14 protein-coding genes are annotated in these 14,445 nt (G+C 64.8%); 13 read left to right on the top strand and 1 reads right to left on the bottom strand.

What is annotated here, in order from left to right; translation table 11 throughout:
* The first annotated feature begins 66 nt into the window (after positions 1-66).
* From DIR46_RS19535 to DIR46_RS19480, 12 genes are all read left to right on the top strand, one after another.
* Positions 67-1,179, top strand: a complete 1,113-nt coding sequence (locus DIR46_RS19535) for a sensor histidine kinase (protein WP_109346727.1) — start codon at positions 67-69, stop codon at positions 1,177-1,179.
* Positions 1,176-1,823, top strand: a complete 648-nt coding sequence (locus DIR46_RS19530) for a response regulator (protein ID WP_109346726.1) — start codon at positions 1,176-1,178, stop codon at positions 1,821-1,823. Before DIR46_RS19535 ends, DIR46_RS19530 begins: the two co-directional genes overlap by 4 nt.
* Positions 1,824-1,956: 133 nt before the next feature.
* Positions 1,957-3,546: a GGDEF domain-containing protein gene (locus DIR46_RS19525; RefSeq protein ID WP_109346725.1), complete on the top strand. Its 1,590-nt coding sequence runs from the start codon at positions 1,957-1,959 to the stop codon at positions 3,544-3,546.
* Between the two features lie 57 nt (positions 3,547-3,603).
* Complete coding sequence (fliB, locus tag DIR46_RS19520; protein WP_109346724.1) at positions 3,604-4,836, top strand: flagellin lysine-N-methylase; 1,233 nt, start codon at positions 3,604-3,606, stop codon at positions 4,834-4,836.
* Between the two features lie 297 nt (positions 4,837-5,133).
* Positions 5,134-6,585 carry a flagellin N-terminal helical domain-containing protein gene (locus DIR46_RS19515; protein WP_109346723.1) on the top strand — a complete coding sequence of 484 codons (1,452 nt, stop codon included), beginning with the start codon at positions 5,134-5,136 and terminating at the stop codon, positions 6,583-6,585.
* Positions 6,586-6,672: 87 nt separating this feature from the next.
* Positions 6,673-7,032, top strand: coding sequence for a flagellar protein FlaG (locus DIR46_RS19510; protein ID WP_109346722.1), 360 nt, complete (start codon positions 6,673-6,675; stop codon positions 7,030-7,032).
* Positions 7,033-7,212: 180 nt separating this feature from the next.
* A complete protein-coding gene (fliD, locus tag DIR46_RS19505) occupies positions 7,213-9,852 on the top strand; it encodes a flagellar filament capping protein FliD (RefSeq protein WP_109346721.1) in 2,640 nt (879 codons plus the stop codon).
* Positions 9,853-9,874: 22 nt separating this feature from the next.
* The gene (gene fliS, locus DIR46_RS19500) at positions 9,875-10,327 is read left to right on the top strand and encodes a flagellar export chaperone FliS (protein ID WP_109346720.1); all 453 of its coding nucleotides are present in this window, start codon (positions 9,875-9,877) and stop codon (positions 10,325-10,327) included.
* 20 nt (positions 10,328-10,347) lie between these two features.
* A complete protein-coding gene (locus tag DIR46_RS19495) occupies positions 10,348-10,671 on the top strand; it encodes a flagellar protein FliT (protein WP_307719102.1) in 324 nt (107 codons plus the stop codon).
* 18 nt (positions 10,672-10,689) lie between these two features.
* The gene (gene fliK, locus DIR46_RS19490; RefSeq protein WP_109346718.1) at positions 10,690-11,826 is read left to right on the top strand and encodes a flagellar hook-length control protein FliK; all 1,137 of its coding nucleotides are present in this window, start codon (positions 10,690-10,692) and stop codon (positions 11,824-11,826) included.
* The gene (locus DIR46_RS19485; RefSeq protein WP_109346717.1) at positions 11,819-12,178 is read left to right on the top strand and encodes an EscU/YscU/HrcU family type III secretion system export apparatus switch protein; all 360 of its coding nucleotides are present in this window, start codon (positions 11,819-11,821) and stop codon (positions 12,176-12,178) included. Before fliK ends, DIR46_RS19485 begins: the two co-directional genes overlap by 8 nt.
* On the top strand, positions 12,171-12,920 hold the full coding sequence (locus DIR46_RS19480; RefSeq protein ID WP_109346716.1) for a flagellar brake protein: 750 nt from the start codon (positions 12,171-12,173) through the stop codon (positions 12,918-12,920). The genes DIR46_RS19485 and DIR46_RS19480 overlap by 8 nt, the downstream gene beginning before the upstream one ends.
* 4 nt (positions 12,921-12,924) lie before the next feature.
* On the opposite strand, the gene DIR46_RS19475 is transcribed toward DIR46_RS19480, so the two are convergent.
* Positions 12,925-13,737 (bottom strand): SDR family NAD(P)-dependent oxidoreductase, encoded by an 813-nt coding sequence (locus tag DIR46_RS19475; protein WP_109346715.1) that lies wholly within the window; start codon positions 13,735-13,737, stop codon positions 12,925-12,927.
* A gap of 242 nt (positions 13,738-13,979) precedes the next feature.
* Between DIR46_RS19475 and DIR46_RS19470 the strand changes: the two genes are divergently transcribed.
* Positions 13,980-14,438: a carboxymuconolactone decarboxylase family protein gene (locus DIR46_RS19470; RefSeq protein ID WP_109346714.1), complete on the top strand. Its 459-nt coding sequence runs from the start codon at positions 13,980-13,982 to the stop codon at positions 14,436-14,438.
* The last annotated feature ends 7 nt before the right edge of the window (positions 14,439-14,445 follow it).

Genomic DNA, 14,445 nt, shown 5'->3' with positions numbered 1-14,445 from the left:
TGGGATTCACGTATCATGCAGACAACCCAAAGCAGTGCACACAAAAAAAGAAGTGAAGAGACAAAAATGAGTCTGCCCTCCTCTTTCAACACCGAACATCCTCCCACCTCCGGCCTGGTTTACCAGTTCGTCCTGCACCCCAACGGCAGCACCAGCTTCCCCTGCCTGAACGAAGGCTGCAGCGCGCTGCTCGGCCTGGCGCCCGGCGAGCTGCAGGACGATCCGTCCCTGTTCGAGGGCCTGATCCTGCCGGAAGACCGCCGCGCCTATCACGAGGCGATGCAGATGTCGGCCGCCGCCCTGGCGGCCTGGAACTGGGAAGGACGCATCCGCATTCCGGCCTGGAACGATGTCAAGTGGATCAACCTGCGCGCCACCCCGCACACCCGCGAGGACGGCGCAGTTCAGTGGGATGGCATCATGACCAATATCACGGCAAGCAAGCAGGAGCAGGAAGAATCGCACCGTTCGCGCGAGCGCCTGGCCGAGCTGACCGCGCATATCGAGCAGGCCAAGGAAGACGAGCGCACCCGCATCGCGCGCGAGATCCACGACGACCTGGGCGGCAACCTCACCGCGATCAAGATGGCGCTGGCCATGCTGTCGGCGCGTCTGCCGCAAGACCAGCCGGACCTGGTCGACAAGGCCAACTACGTCGACGACCTGGTCGACCGCACCATCGAGGCGGTGCACCGCATCTCGCTCGACCTGCGCCCAAGCACGCTCGACCTCGGCATCGTCGCCGCACTCGAATGGCAGGCGCGCGAGTTCGAGAAGCAGATGGGGATCGCCGTCATCATGCGCTGTCCGCATCGGGACGATGGGGACCTCGAGCTCGAGCCCGACCATGCGAGCGCGCTGTTCCGCATCTTCCAGGAAGCGCTCACGAACATCGCCAAGCATGCCGATGCAACCCGCGTCACGGTGTCGCTGCGGCGCCAGCGCAAGCTGCTCACCCTGTCGATCTGCGATAACGGCCGCGGCCTCCAGCCCGCCGACCGCCTCAAGCCGCAATCGTTCGGCCTGCGCGGCATGAGCGAGCGCGCCAGCGCCCTGGGCGGCACGCTGGCCTTGTCGTCCGCGCCCGGAGGTGGCACGATGGTGACCATCAGGACCAGGCTGGCGCCCAGGACCTCCGCGCAGCAGGCGGCGCGCCACAAGACAGCACAAGAAGAATGACCGAGAAAATAACCATCCGCGTTTTCATCGCCGACGACCATGCCATCGTGCGCGAGGGGCTCAAGCAGATCCTGGCCGAGCAGCGCGACATCAACGTCGCCGGCGAGGCCGAGAACGGCGTCGACGCCGCCCGGCTGGTGGGCAAGTCCAAGGCCAATGTGATGCTGCTCGATATCTCGCTGCCCGACCGCAACGGCATCGACGTGTTGAAACAGATAAAGAAGGACAGACCCGAACTGGCGGTGCTGATGCTGTCGATGCACCGCGAAGACCAGTACGCGATCCGCGCGCTGAAGGCCGGCGCGTCCGGTTATCTCACCAAGCAGAGCGCGCCGCGCGAACTGGTGACGGCGATCCGCCAGGTGGCGGGCGGCCAGAAATACGTGAGCGCGGCGCTGGCCCAGACCCTGGCCAGCTCGATCGGCGCGGACCACGAGGCGGCGGTGCACGAAGGGCTGTCCGACCGCGAATACCAGACCCTGACCATGATCGCCTCCGGCATGACGGTCAGCGAGATCGCGCGCGAGCTGTCGCTGTCGGTCAAGACCATCAGCGAATACCGCACCCGCTTGTTGGTCAAAATGAAACTCAAGACCAGCGCCGAGCTGACGACCTACGCCATCCGTAACGGTTTGGTGGACTGAATGTGACATTCCGTTGCGCCGCGGCGGCAACCGGTGCGTTCCAGGGCTGTGTTACCGTTTTTTAATTGATACACGGCAAAAAAGCTGATTATCATGTCGCCAATCCCGCGAATTCGTCACTGCGCAGTCATCCATGTCCACCTCAAGTCCAGCCGCGCCCGCCGTGAACCCGCCAGCCAACCCCGCTGAGATTGCACGCGAGGCCTTCCGCCGCCTCGCCGCGCGCCGCCTCGCGCCAACGCCGGACAATTACCGCGCCATCTATGACGAGATCGCCGGCATCCCGCCGGCGCCGCCCGCAGCAGCGCTCGCATCGGCTCCAGACACCGGCGCGACCGAGGTCCTGGCCGGCTTCGCGCGCCGCATGGCCGAAACCCCGGGCGAGCTGTCCGAGTATGGCCGGCGCATGGCGCGCGCGGTCAAGCTCGAGGACTGGACCGGCTATACCCAGGCGCTGGGGCAGATGCTTGACCGTCATTTGCGTCGCAACACCCCGGTGATGGCCCTGGGCGACGAGGAACCCGATACCGTCCTGCTGCGCGAGATGCTGGCGCGCACCCTGTCCTTCGCCTGCGCCTCGCTGCTGAGCGGCGACGCCGAACTGTCGGCCGAGGCCGAGGCGCTGGGCGCAACGGTCAAGACCGCCGTCGGCGAATCCGAACTGCAGGACATCGCGGCGCGCCTGAAGCAATTGTGCTTCCAGATCGAGCTACGCAAGGACGACGGCGCCGAACAGCAGGAGCTGCTGCTGCGCCTGTTCCGCCTGCTGCTCGACAATATCGAAGGCCTGCTCGACGACGACAACTATATGCGCGGCCAGGTGCTGGTGGTGCAGGACCTGATCAAGGGCCCGCTCGACACGCGCGCGCTGGAAGACGTTACCCGTGGCCTGAAGGACGTGATCATCAAGCAGGGCCACCTCAAGCACGGCATCGACGACGTGCGCGGGGCCATGAAGAACATGATGATGACCTTCATCGACCGCCTTGGCTCGGCCGCGGCCTCGACCAGCGATTATCACGCCAGGCTGGGCGGCTTCTCGGAGCGCATCGGTCGCGCCACCGACGTGAACGAGATCAACGGCGTGCTCGACGAAGTGCTGCGCGAGATGCGCAGCGCCCAGGACGAGGCGCTGGCCTCGCGCGACCGCATGGTCGGCGCGCATAAAGAGGTGCAGGAGGCCGAGCAGCGCATCCGCGAGCTGGAAGCCGAGCTGCAGCATATGAGCGAGCTGGTGCGCGAGGACCAGCTGACCGGCAGCCTCAACCGGCGCGGCCTGGACGACGTGTTCGAGCGCGAGAGCGCCCGCGCCGACCGGAGACAGACGCCGCTGTGCGTGGCCCTGCTCGACCTCGACAATTTCAAGCGCCTGAACGACACCTATGGGCATATGGCGGGCGACGCCGCGCTCAAGCACCTGGTCAAGGTGGTGCGCGAGACGCTGCGCTCGATGGACGTCATTGCCCGCTTCGGCGGCGAGGAGTTCCTGATCCTGCTGCCGGAGACCACGGTCGAGGCGGCGGCGGCGGCCATGGTGCGGGTGCAGCGCGAGCTGACCAAGCACTTCTTCTTGCACGATAACGAGAAGATGCTCATTACGTTCTCGTGCGGGGTGGCGCTCAGGGTGCCCAACGAAGACCAGGCGTCGCTCATGGCGCGCGCCGACAAGGCGATGTACCAAGCCAAGAATAGCGGGAAGAATCGGGTGGTGATCGCGGATTGAGAGAAGTGTTGCATGGCGTACACTGCGTGACGTTACCCTCGACCAGGCCGTTGATCCATGCCCATCCTGCACCGCACCCAATCCATCTCAGCCCTCATGCCGCGCTTCGTGGAGCGCTTCCGCTGCATCGGGGCCAGCTGCGAAGACACCTGCTGCTCCGGATGGACGGTTCATGTCGACAAGAAGACCTACAAGGCCTATCGCAAGGACGCCGGTCCCGGACTCGACCGGATGATGGCGAACATGAAGCGCCTGGAAGATGGCGCGGCGAATGGCGCCTACGCCGAGATCAGGGCGGTCGGCGAGTTGCAGCAATGTCCAGCACTACAGGATGGTATTTGCTCGGTCCAGGCCAACCTCGGAGAATCATATCTGTCCGATGTCTGCCACGTCTATCCACGCACTAACCTCAGCATGGACGGCATGGCGGAGCAGTCGATCACGCTGTCCTGTCCTGAAGCCGCCCGACTTGCCTTGCTGGCCGAGGATGCGTTCGAGTTCGTCGAGGCACCGGTGCAGGTGCGCAAGACCGCCGTACGCGAAGTCGGTGCGCGCTTCGGGATGGCGCCTGCACTGGTGGCAGAGGCACGCCTTTTCTGCCTGAACCTGCTACGAACGCGTGAACTGGCCTTGTGGCAGCGCCTGGCGCTACTGGGAATCTTTTGCGAATCCTTGAGCGAACTGTGCGCCAGGAATGCACAGACCGACCTCCCGGTCCTGGTCCAGGACTTCATGCGCCTGGTGGAGAGCGGCGAACTGACGACCACGCTTGACATGATCCAACCTGACTACGGCGCCCAGGCGATGGTCTTTGCCACCCTGTGGGCGACCAAGGGCTTCAAGGCCGATTCGCCCCGTGAACAAGTTTTGCTGGATCAGATCGCCGCCAGGTTTGGCGCGGACGCGAATGGCCAGGTCAGCGCCGAGGGACTGGTGAACGCATACCGGCGCGGCCTGGCGCGCATGGAGGCGGCGCTGGAGTCGACCCCCTGGCTTCTCGAGCACTATTTGTTGAATGAGGTGTTCTCCCAAATCATCCCGTTCAACGGCAGCACGCCATATGACAGCTATGTGCAGTTGATGGCGCGGTTTGGCCTGTTGCGCCTTGTCCTCGCCGTACAGTGTAATAACGACGGGGATGTGCCGCCAGTCGATACCTTGATTTCTACGGTGCAGCTGCATTGCAGGCGTTTCCAGCATGTGCCCAGCTATACCAAGCGTGTCAACGATTCCCTGCATGAGAGCGGCTGGGCTGAACTGAGCAAGTTATACACCCTGCTCAAGACCTGAGCCACCGTAGCGTAACGACCGGTATCGCAATACGCTGGCCTGCTGCGTCGGACATGCCCGCAAATTAAAATTTTTTTCGCCCTCAAGTTCTTTTCTTATTTGCCGCCAAGAGAGGCCATGGCCTGCGGCGGGCCTCGAAAACCCAGATTTTTTTTTAAACGGGTCCTAAACTTTTTCCGTAGGGCACCGTTACCAGCAACAACAGCGGTTTGAACGTCACGGAATAGCGCGACGGACCAAAGTACACAGCAGCAAGGTCGCTGCACCCCGTAAGACCACGTCTCTGGAGTAGACACCATGGCATCCGTAATCAACACCAACGTCCCATCCCTGAATTCGCAGCGTAACCTGTCGACCTCGCAAGCCCAGCTGAACACCTCGATCCAGCGCCTGTCGTCGGGTCTGCGCATCAACAGCGCCAAGGATGACGCCGCCGGTCTCGCGATTTCCGATCGCATGCAATCGCAAATCAAGGGCATGACCCAAGCCACCCGCAACGCCAACGATGGCGTGTCGATGGCACAAACCGCTGAAGGCGCCCTGTCCAACTCGGGCGACATCCTGCAGCGTGTCCGTGAACTGGCAGTCCAGTCGTCGAACTCGTCGAACTCGGCCAGCGACCGTCAACACCTGCAAAAAGAGGTCACCCAGCTGACCTCGGAACTGAACCGTATCGCTAACACCACCGAATTCAACGGCCAGAAGCTGATGGACGGCTCGATGGGTACTGCGAACTTCCAGGTCGGTGCCAATGCAGGCCAGCTGATCTCGATGAACGGCTCGAACTTCACGACGACGACCTACGGCAACAACAATACCGACGTGGCTGCCAAAGCAGCTGTTGTCGGCGCAAGCAACGGCGTCGCTGCCGGCACGCTCACGATCAACGGCCCGCAAGGCTCGAAAGACGTAGGCATCAAAGCGAACGACACCGCGAAAGCCGTGGCGGCCAACATCAACAAGCTGAGCGGCGATACCGGTGTCACCGCTTCGGCCAAGACCGAAGCCAACCTGGACGCGGTTGCTGGCAAATCGTTCACGTTCGAACTGAAATCGGACAACGCCGATGCAGTCAAGATCTCGTTCTCGATCGGCACCGACGATGCCAACGGCCATGCGGGTGCAATCAGCGCCTTCAACGCACAGTCCGCCAAAACCGGCGTTACTGCATCCTACGATGCAGCAAACGGCGGCATCAAGCTGACCCACGCCGACGGCAACGACATCAAGGTGAAGAACGTCTCGACCGATGCTACGGCGACCGCCACGTTGGCCACGTACACGAACGCCGGCGCACCAGGCGCCACCGCTTCGACGGCAGGTGCCGGTGAAGGCGCGACGGCGATGGGCAAGGTCACCATGGACTCGGAAAAGAGCTTCTCGACCGTCGATTCCGGTAGTGGCATGGCACAAACCAGCTCGTCGAAGCTGAAGTCGGTCGCAGATCTCGACATCAGTACGTTCGAAGGAGCCCAGGCAGCGATCAAGACCGCCGATGCAGCCCTGGCGGCTGTCAATGGCCAGCGCGCGGAATACGGCGCACTGCAGTCGCGTTTCGAATCGGCGATCTCGAACCTGGGTTCGTCGACCGAGAACCTGTCGGCATCGCGCAGCCGCATCGTCGACACCGACTTCGCTGCTGAAACCGCCAAGATGACCCGCGGTCAGATCCTGCAGCAGGCCGGTACCTCGATGCTGGCCCAGGCCAACTCGCTGCCGAACGGTGTCCTGTCGCTGCTGCGTGGCTAATCGCTAACGCGTAGTAACAACATCGCAAGGTAAGTGGTTCCTCGGCTGAAGAAATTCAGCCGGGGAATTTTTACTAGGGAAATCGACATGCAGATCCAATCACTTGGTTCGTCGCCCGCTCCGAAACTGGACGAACGTCCAGCTGCGGTGACCGGGCAAGCTGCGGTCGCGGGCCGCCAGCCAATCCCGGACACGCCAGCCTCGGTCCCGGAGTCCACACCGGATCGGGAAGAAGTGTCGGCCGCAGTCAAGAAGCTCAACGAGGCGATGCCGCCCTCTGCCCAGAGCCTGGAATTCGAGATCGACGAAGACAGCAAGGAAGTCGTCGTCAAGATCATCGACCAGAACACACGGGAAGTGGTGCGCCAGATGCCGAGCAAGGAAGCCTTGGAAATGGCGAAAGCCATCGACAAGATGCAGGGATTGCTGATCCGGCAAACCGCCTGATCAGCCAGCTCCGCCACGAAGCGCCGCATCCGCGAGGATGTGGCGCTTTTTTCACCGGCCTACACCGTGCAAGACCAGATACCGTTCAGCAAAATCTGAATAAAGCCGCATTTACCGCTCTTAAGTCCCGTTTGTTTCTGTCGATAATCACTTACGATATCGCTTTCACGGGAGAAACAAGTGGCCGTCAGTTCAACCTCACTCGACATCAACAGCATCGTCAGCCAATTGATGCAGGCTGAATCCGCGCCGCTTGCCGCCTATGATAAAAAGACGGCCGCCTTCCAGGCACGTAGCGTTGCGCTGTCTCAAGTCAGCGCTGCCGTCGGCACCTTTCAAAGCGCACTGACGAAGTTGAATGCCCCTGCCACCTTCCAGGGTCTTAGCGCTTCCGCCAGCAACAAGGATGTACTGAGCGGCACTGCCGGCAGCGGTGCTGCGCCGGGCAAGTACAAGATCAACGTGACCCAGCTGGCGCAGGCCCAGAGCCTGAAGACCAACGGCTACGCCAGCACCTCGTCGACCATCGGCGCCGGCGCACCGACCACCCTGACCTTCCAGTTCGGCACCGTCACCGGCGGCACCTTTGGCGCCACTGGCAGTTCGCTGGGCCTGGCCGCCGCATCCAGCGGTATCGGCAACGGTTCGCTGAGCCTGAACGGCATCTCCATCGGCACCGGCCCGACCACGCGCAGCGCCCGCGCCCTGGCCGAGGCCATCAATGCGCAATCCGACAAGACCGGCGTGGTCGCCACCGCTGGCGCCACCACCACCGCCGCCGGCCTGTTCGAGAATTTCGGCCAGGTCGGCGTCGATGCGGGCTCGAGCTATGCGCTTTCGGTGGGCGGCGTGCAGCTGGCCAACCTGACCCCGGGCAGCGCACCGCTGACGGGCGCTGCCCTCGACACCGCACTGGCCAGCACCAACACCCGCAACGCGCTGGCCGCCGCCAACATCACCGTCACCGGCAGCGCCGCCGACGGCACGCTGCAGTTCAGCGCCGCCGACGGTTCGACCATCGACGTGACCGAAACCGTCACCGGCACCGTGCGCGGCGGCATCGGGCGCGCCGACACCGCCGCGAATACCGGCTCGACCAGCACGGCGACCGCCGGCGTGACGCTGCGCTCGAACGACGGCAACCAGATCGTGGTCGGCGGAACCAATCCGGCCGCCGCCGGTTTCACTGCCGGCAGCATCGGCACCCATATGGATTCCGGCTTTTCGCTGAACGGCGCCATCAACAGCAAGACCATCACGCTTGGGGCCGGCGACCAGTCGCTGCAGGGCATTCGCGACGCCATCAACAAGGCGGACATGGGCGTGACCGCCACCATCGTGTCGGACGGCAGCAGCAAGCCCTATCACCTGGTGCTGACCTCCAACAAGACCGGCGAAGCGACGACGATGAAGATCACCGTCGGCGGCGAAGATGGCGCGCCCGGCGATCCGACCATCGCCGCGATGCTCGGCTACGATCCGGCCGGCGTGCAGGGCATGACGCAGACGGCCGGCGCCCAGAGCACCAAGCTGAACATGAACGGCATCGAGATCAAGAGCGACAGTACGAGCGTCTCGGAAGCGATCCAGGGCGTGACGCTGGACGTGACCGCAATCGGCAGCGCGACGCTCACCGTGTCCAAGGACACGGCAGCAATCAGCACCGCGGTCAATGACTTCGTCAAGGCCTATAACGAGCTCAACAAGACGATCGGCAGCCTCACCTCGTTCAACACCGAGACCGGCAAGGGAGCCATCCTGCAGGGTGACGCCAGTGTGCGCTCGATTCAAAGCCAGCTTCGCCGTCAGATCAGCGCTGTCATGGAAGGCACAGGCGGCAAGCTGAACTCGTTGAGCCAGATCGGCATTGGTTTCCAGCAGGACGGCACACTGAAAGTCGATTCGACCAAACTCAACAAGGCGATCAGCGAAAACGCGACCGACTTTGGAGGCCTGTTCGCCGCGATGGGCTCGACCACAGACAATCTGATCAAATTCGACCAGTCGAGCTCCGCCACGAAAGCGGGTACATATGCAATCAACATCACCAGCCTGGCCACCCGGGGCAACCTGGTCAGCAGCGCGGCGCTCAGCGGCTCGACCACGATCGCCCCGAATACCGTCTGGCGCGTGACGCTGAACCAGACCGATCCGGTCACCGAAAGCAAGACGCAGGAGATCAAGCTCCAGGCCGGCACCTACAGCAACGACGACCTGGCGGCGCTGATCCGCTCGGCGATCAACGGCAACTCCACCTTCGCCGGCGCCGGCGACACGGTCGAGTCCGAGATTGGCGAGGACGGCAAGCTGACGCTGTCGTCGAGCAAGTATGGCGAGGTGTCGAACATCTCGATCGCCGGCGTCAGCGGCAGCTCGGTCGACAGCATCTTCGGCGGCGCCACGCCGACCAAGGGCACCGACGTCGAAGGCACCATCGGCGGCGTGGCCGCCACCGGCAACGGCCAGTCGCTGACCGCGGCCGCCGGCTCGGCGGCCGAAGGCATCCAGGTGTCGATCACCGGCGGCCTGGTCGGCGATCGCGGCACGGTCACCTTCTCGCAAGGCTTCGCCTACCAGCTGACCAACCTGGCGGCCGGCTTCATCGGCAAGGACAGTCTGCTCAAGAGCAAGACCGACGGCCTGGACGCCTCGATCAAGTCGGTCGCCGCGCAGCGTGCACGCTTCGAGGTGCGCCTGGAAAGCATGGAAAAACGCTACCGCGCACAGTTCGTCGCGCTCGACGCCATGCTGTCCTCGATGCAATCGACTTCTAACTATCTCACCCAGCAGCTGGCCGCCCTGTCGACCAACTACGGTTAATTAAGCATTACTGGAGAATCACATGTTTGGAACCCCTAAACGCGGTGTGGGCGCCTATGCCACGGTTGGCCTGGAAACCGGCGTCGCCGCCGCGTCGCCGCACAAGCTGGTGGTGATGCTGTACGACGGCGTGATCGTCGCCCTGCTCAGCGCCATCAACGGCATCAGGTCGTCGAACATCGCCATCAAGGGCGCCTCGATCTCGAAGGCGATCACGATCATCGACAACGGCCTGCGCGCTTCGCTCGACAAGAAGGCCGGCGGCGAGATCGCCCAGAACCTGGACGCGCTGTACGACTACATGAGCCGCCGCCTGCTGGAAGCGAACATCAAGAACGACGCGGCGATCGTCGAGGAAGTCCACGGCCTGATGGCCGACCTGCGCGGCGCCTGGGTCCAGATCGGCGAGCAGCAGGAAGCGCCCGAGCCGATGCCGCCGGCGATCCAGAAAGCCCCCACCCTGATGAGCGTTTGAGGAAGATGACGACAATGACGATGAGCGGAAAGGAAGTCGTGACCACCTACGAAACCATGGTCGGCATCACCGAGCGCATGCTGGATGCGGCCAGCGCCAACGAGTGGGACCGCCTGGCCGAGCTGGAGCAGGAATGCGCGCGCCATGCGAATCGCCTGAAGGCGAATGAAGGCGGCGCGCCGCTGGGTGGCCAGGAACGCCTGCGCAAGGTCGACGCGATCCGCCGCATGCTCGACTTCGACCGCCAGATCCGCGACCTCACCACGCCATGGATGGCGCACCTGTCGTCGCTGATGAAGAGCACCTCGACCGAACGCCGCGTCGTGCGCGCCTACGGCGTCTGATCGTGATGGGAGGGAGCGATGCTGCCGCGTGAACTCGTCGGCAGCGTCGCGCCCGTCACTCCGGCGCGGCCGGCCGAGCAGGCCGCCGATCCGCGCCAGCAAGCCTTTGCGCGCGAGATGGCGCCCTTGCTGGGCAAGGCCATCCACGGCGCCATCCAGGCCCGCCTGACCGACGGCACTTTCGTCGTCCGGTTCGCCGACACCCAGGCCCGCATGCAGCTGCCGCCCGGCGCCCAGGTCGGCGCCGACGTGCCGATGACCCTGGTGGGCCTGCATCCTCGTCCCACCTTCCAGGTCGGTTCGCAAACGACGACGGCCTTCGCCGAAGCCGGCCCCGCGCCGCAGGACGATGCCGATGGCGCCCATGCGCCGCTGTCGTACCGCGAAGGCGCCGCCGTCGGCCGCGCCGGCGCCCTGCTCGCCTCAAGCGCCGCGCTCGGTGCGCAAGTCTTCGCCGGCGGCACCGAAGCGAAGAACACCACCCTCAGTCCCACCGCCCAGGCCCTGGCCGGCGTACTGGCCGCGGCCCAGAAGGCCGACAGCCAGCTGTCCGCCATCGTCGGCCGCGCGCCGCTGGTGGGCGGTCCCGGGGCCGATCCGGCTCTGCTTGCCGCCGGCCTGCAGCAGGCCTTCGGCAAGAGCGGCCTGTTCTACGAATCGCACGTGGCGGAATGGGCGCGCGGCGCCCTGCCGCTGTCCGAACTGGCCGGTGAGCCGCAGCAGCAGGCCGCGCAGGGCGGCGTGCGCCCCAATCCGCAGGATCCCGCCACCGCCCAGTTCATCAGTATGCAGCTGGCGGCCCAGGAACAATCGCACCTGGCCTGGAAAGGCCAGCTGTGGCCGGGCCAGCCGATGGAATGGGACGTGCAGCGCGAGGCCCATGGCGGCAAGGATGGCGAGGGAGAACAGGCGATCTGGCACTCGCGCCTGCGCCTGCGCTTTGCCCAGCTGGGCGAACTCGAGGCGCAGCTGCGCATGGTGAACGGCGCCCTGCAGGTGCAGTTCGCGGCGGCCGACGACGCCACCGCCGGCCTGCTGCGCGAACACATGCCGCAACTGGCCGGGGCGCTCGACGCGGTGGGCACGCCGCTGGCCGGCTTCGATGCGCGCGCGCGTGCCGGCAAGCCGGATTCGAAGGACGCGGGCGATGACTGATCCGGCCGACAAGCGGCGCCAGAACGCCGTGGCGCTGGCCTATGGCGCCGGCGAGCGCGCCCCGACCGTGGTGGCCAAGGGGTCCGGCATGGTGGCCGAACAGATCATCCGGCGCGCCCAGGACGCCGGGGTATTCGTGCACGAATCGAAGGAGCTGGTGTCGCTGCTGATGCAGGTCGATCTCGACCGCGAGATTCCGCCGGCCCTGTATCGGGCAATTGCGGAACTGTTGGCATGGCTATATCATATAGAGTCGGCTCGACAACATGGTGGGCTGTTGCCTCCCGCGCCCGATCCGACGCCCCACCTCCCAACGGAATTAGCGGCAAGGACAGATGCAAGCGATGATTGAAGCAGAACTGGAAGACTGGCACGACTACGAAGTCGGATCGCGCCGCGAGATCGTGGCGCTGCTGCGCCAGATCGGAGAAAAGAACCAGCTGATTCGCATGCTGATCAAGGGCGAGGCCGATGTCTGCGTGACCTCGATCCTGGCGGTCGACGAGGACAGCGGCACCGTGGTGCTCGACCGCTCGGTCGACCGCGCCCAGAACGAGCGCATCGTGGCCGCCGGCCGCGTCAAGTGCGAAACTTCGCTCGACAAGATCCGCATCCTGTTCGGCGCCGACGGCCTGGGCCCCACCACCTGGCGCGGCGAGCCTGCGCTGCGCGCCGACATCCCGCCCACCCTGATCCGCCTGCAGCGGCGCGAGTACTACCGCATGCCGACGCCGGTGAGCAATCCCGTGCGCGCGCTGATCCCGGTGCCGATCGACGCCGGCGGCGGCATGGGCGTGTTCCCGCTGCACGACATCAGCGTCGGCGGCATCGCCCTGCTCGACAACAAGCTGCAGCTGGGCGCCAGCATCGGCCGCGTGATCGAGGGTTGCCGCATCGAGCTGCCCGAGATCGGTCCGATCGCGACCTCGCTCGAAATCCGCAACTCGCTCGACCTCACCCTCCTGAACCACAAGACCAGCCGCCGCCTGGGCTGCCAGTTCGTCGACATCTCGCGCGGCGGCCTGGCCGCGGTGCAGCGCTACATCACCAAGCTCGAACGCGAGCGCAACGCGAAGCTGGCGGGCTTGGCCTGAACCTTCAGGCGGCCTGCCGCGCCGGCACGGCGTAGCGTGGCGCCGGCGCGGCATTGCCGAACAGCCCTGCCAGCTCGCGCCGCGCCGCATCGTGGGCAGTCCATTTTTCTCCATCATGCAGGCCCGGGATGGTGACCCGCTCGCCCTGCGCCAGGCCCGCCAGCGCGGCGTCGACCAGGTCGTCCACGCTCATGATGACCCCGGCCGGCAGGCGCTCCAGGGGATGGCCCAGCGTGTCCCAGAAACCGGTGGCGGTCACGCCTGGCAGCACCGCCTGGATGCGCAGGCCCTTGGCGCCGAACTCGTGCTGCAGCGCCTGGGTAAACGCCAGCACATAGGATTTGCTGGCGCCGTACACCCCATTCATCATCTCGGTCGCGATCGCGACGATCGACGACACGTTGACGATGGCGCCTGCGCCGCGCGCCGCCATGCCCGGCGCCACCGCGTAGGTCAGGCGGGTCGGCGCGGTGACGTTCAGCGCGATCATCCGCTCCATCGCATCGACGTCGTCGCCGTGCAGCGGCGCGACCGAACCGATGCCGGCGTTGTTCACCATCAGCGTGACGTCGGCGCGCACGCGCAGCAGCGCTTCGACGCGGCGCAGCGCCTGCGGATCGACCAGGTCGGCGGCCAGCACTTCGACCTTGCGTTCGGTGGCGGCGCGCACCAGGCTCGCCACGCGTCCCAGGCGCTCTTCGTCGCGCGCGATCAGCACCAGGTCGTAGCCCTGGCGCGCCAGGCGGTCGGCATACACCGCGCCCATGCCCGTCGATGCGCCGGTAATGACGGCGGTTCCCTTGTTTGCTTGCGTCATGGATGTCCCTTTCAGTTATCGACCGAAACAAGTCTAGCCAGCCGCATTTAAAGATGCAATAACGATGCCTCTTTAATCGGAGGGAGCCCGGCATGCGACATCGGCAGGGCCTGAAGGGCGTCTCTTCCGGATGGGAGAGCCTCGAAAAAAAAGCGCGTTCCATGTCACAGCCGCGCATGCTGGCTCGTCTTATCGGCAAGAAGGCCGCACAGTGCGCCCTCGCCACCTGAAAGGAACACATCATGTCCGCACGTCTGAACCTGTTCACCCTGGCCCCCGCCAACCTGAAAGCCATGGTCAACCTGTCGATGACCAACCGCCAGAGCTCGATCGGCGAACGCCTGTTCGAGCTGGTGCAGCTGCGCGTCTCGCAAGTCAATGGCTGCGGGGTCTGCATCGACATGCACTGGCGCGACCTGATCAAGCAGGGTCTTGACCCACGCCATCTGAACTCCCTGGCCGCATGGCGCGAATCGCCGTTCTTCAGCGAGCGCGAACGCGCCGCCCTGGCCTGGGCCGACGCCGTCAATGCGCTGCCGCACCGCGACGATACCGACGCCGCATGGCCTGCCCTGCGCGAGCATTTCAGCGAGAACGAGATCGCCGAACTTGGCTATACTATCGCAGCGATTCGTGGTTGGAACGTCATCAACCTGAGTCTGCGCAACCAGATCCCGGTGCATCCCGCCCCGGGCATGTAAACGACGA

Origin of the sequence: Massilia oculi (assembly GCF_003143515.1) — a bacterium.
Lineage (GTDB): Bacteria > Pseudomonadota > Gammaproteobacteria > Burkholderiales > Burkholderiaceae_D > Telluria > Telluria oculi.
This window is presented reverse-complemented; position numbering and strand designations above follow the sequence as displayed.

Excerpts from the sequence above, each read along its gene's own strand:
- DIR46_RS19535 (WP_109346727.1), top strand. The coding sequence starts at position 67 with ATGAGTCTGCCCTCCTCTTTCAACACCGAACATCCTCCCACCTCCGGC.
- DIR46_RS19530 (WP_109346726.1), top strand. The coding sequence starts at position 1,176 with ATGACCGAGAAAATAACCATCCGCGTTTTCATCGCCGACGACCATGCC.
- DIR46_RS19525 (WP_109346725.1), top strand. The coding sequence starts at position 1,957 with ATGTCCACCTCAAGTCCAGCCGCGCCCGCCGTGAACCCGCCAGCCAAC.
- fliB (WP_109346724.1), top strand. The coding sequence starts at position 3,604 with ATGCCCATCCTGCACCGCACCCAATCCATCTCAGCCCTCATGCCGCGC.
- DIR46_RS19515 (WP_109346723.1), top strand. The coding sequence starts at position 5,134 with ATGGCATCCGTAATCAACACCAACGTCCCATCCCTGAATTCGCAGCGT.
- DIR46_RS19510 (WP_109346722.1), top strand. The coding sequence starts at position 6,673 with ATGCAGATCCAATCACTTGGTTCGTCGCCCGCTCCGAAACTGGACGAA.
- fliS (WP_109346720.1), top strand. The coding sequence starts at position 9,875 with ATGTTTGGAACCCCTAAACGCGGTGTGGGCGCCTATGCCACGGTTGGC.
- DIR46_RS19495 (WP_307719102.1), top strand. The coding sequence starts at position 10,348 with ATGAGCGGAAAGGAAGTCGTGACCACCTACGAAACCATGGTCGGCATC.
- fliK (WP_109346718.1), top strand. The coding sequence starts at position 10,690 with ATGCTGCCGCGTGAACTCGTCGGCAGCGTCGCGCCCGTCACTCCGGCG.
- DIR46_RS19485 (WP_109346717.1), top strand. The coding sequence starts at position 11,819 with ATGACTGATCCGGCCGACAAGCGGCGCCAGAACGCCGTGGCGCTGGCC.
- DIR46_RS19480 (WP_109346716.1), top strand. The coding sequence starts at position 12,171 with ATGATTGAAGCAGAACTGGAAGACTGGCACGACTACGAAGTCGGATCG.
- DIR46_RS19475 (WP_109346715.1), bottom strand. The coding sequence starts at position 13,737 with ATGACGCAAGCAAACAAGGGAACCGCCGTCATTACCGGCGCATCGACG.
- DIR46_RS19470 (WP_109346714.1), top strand. The coding sequence starts at position 13,980 with ATGTCCGCACGTCTGAACCTGTTCACCCTGGCCCCCGCCAACCTGAAA.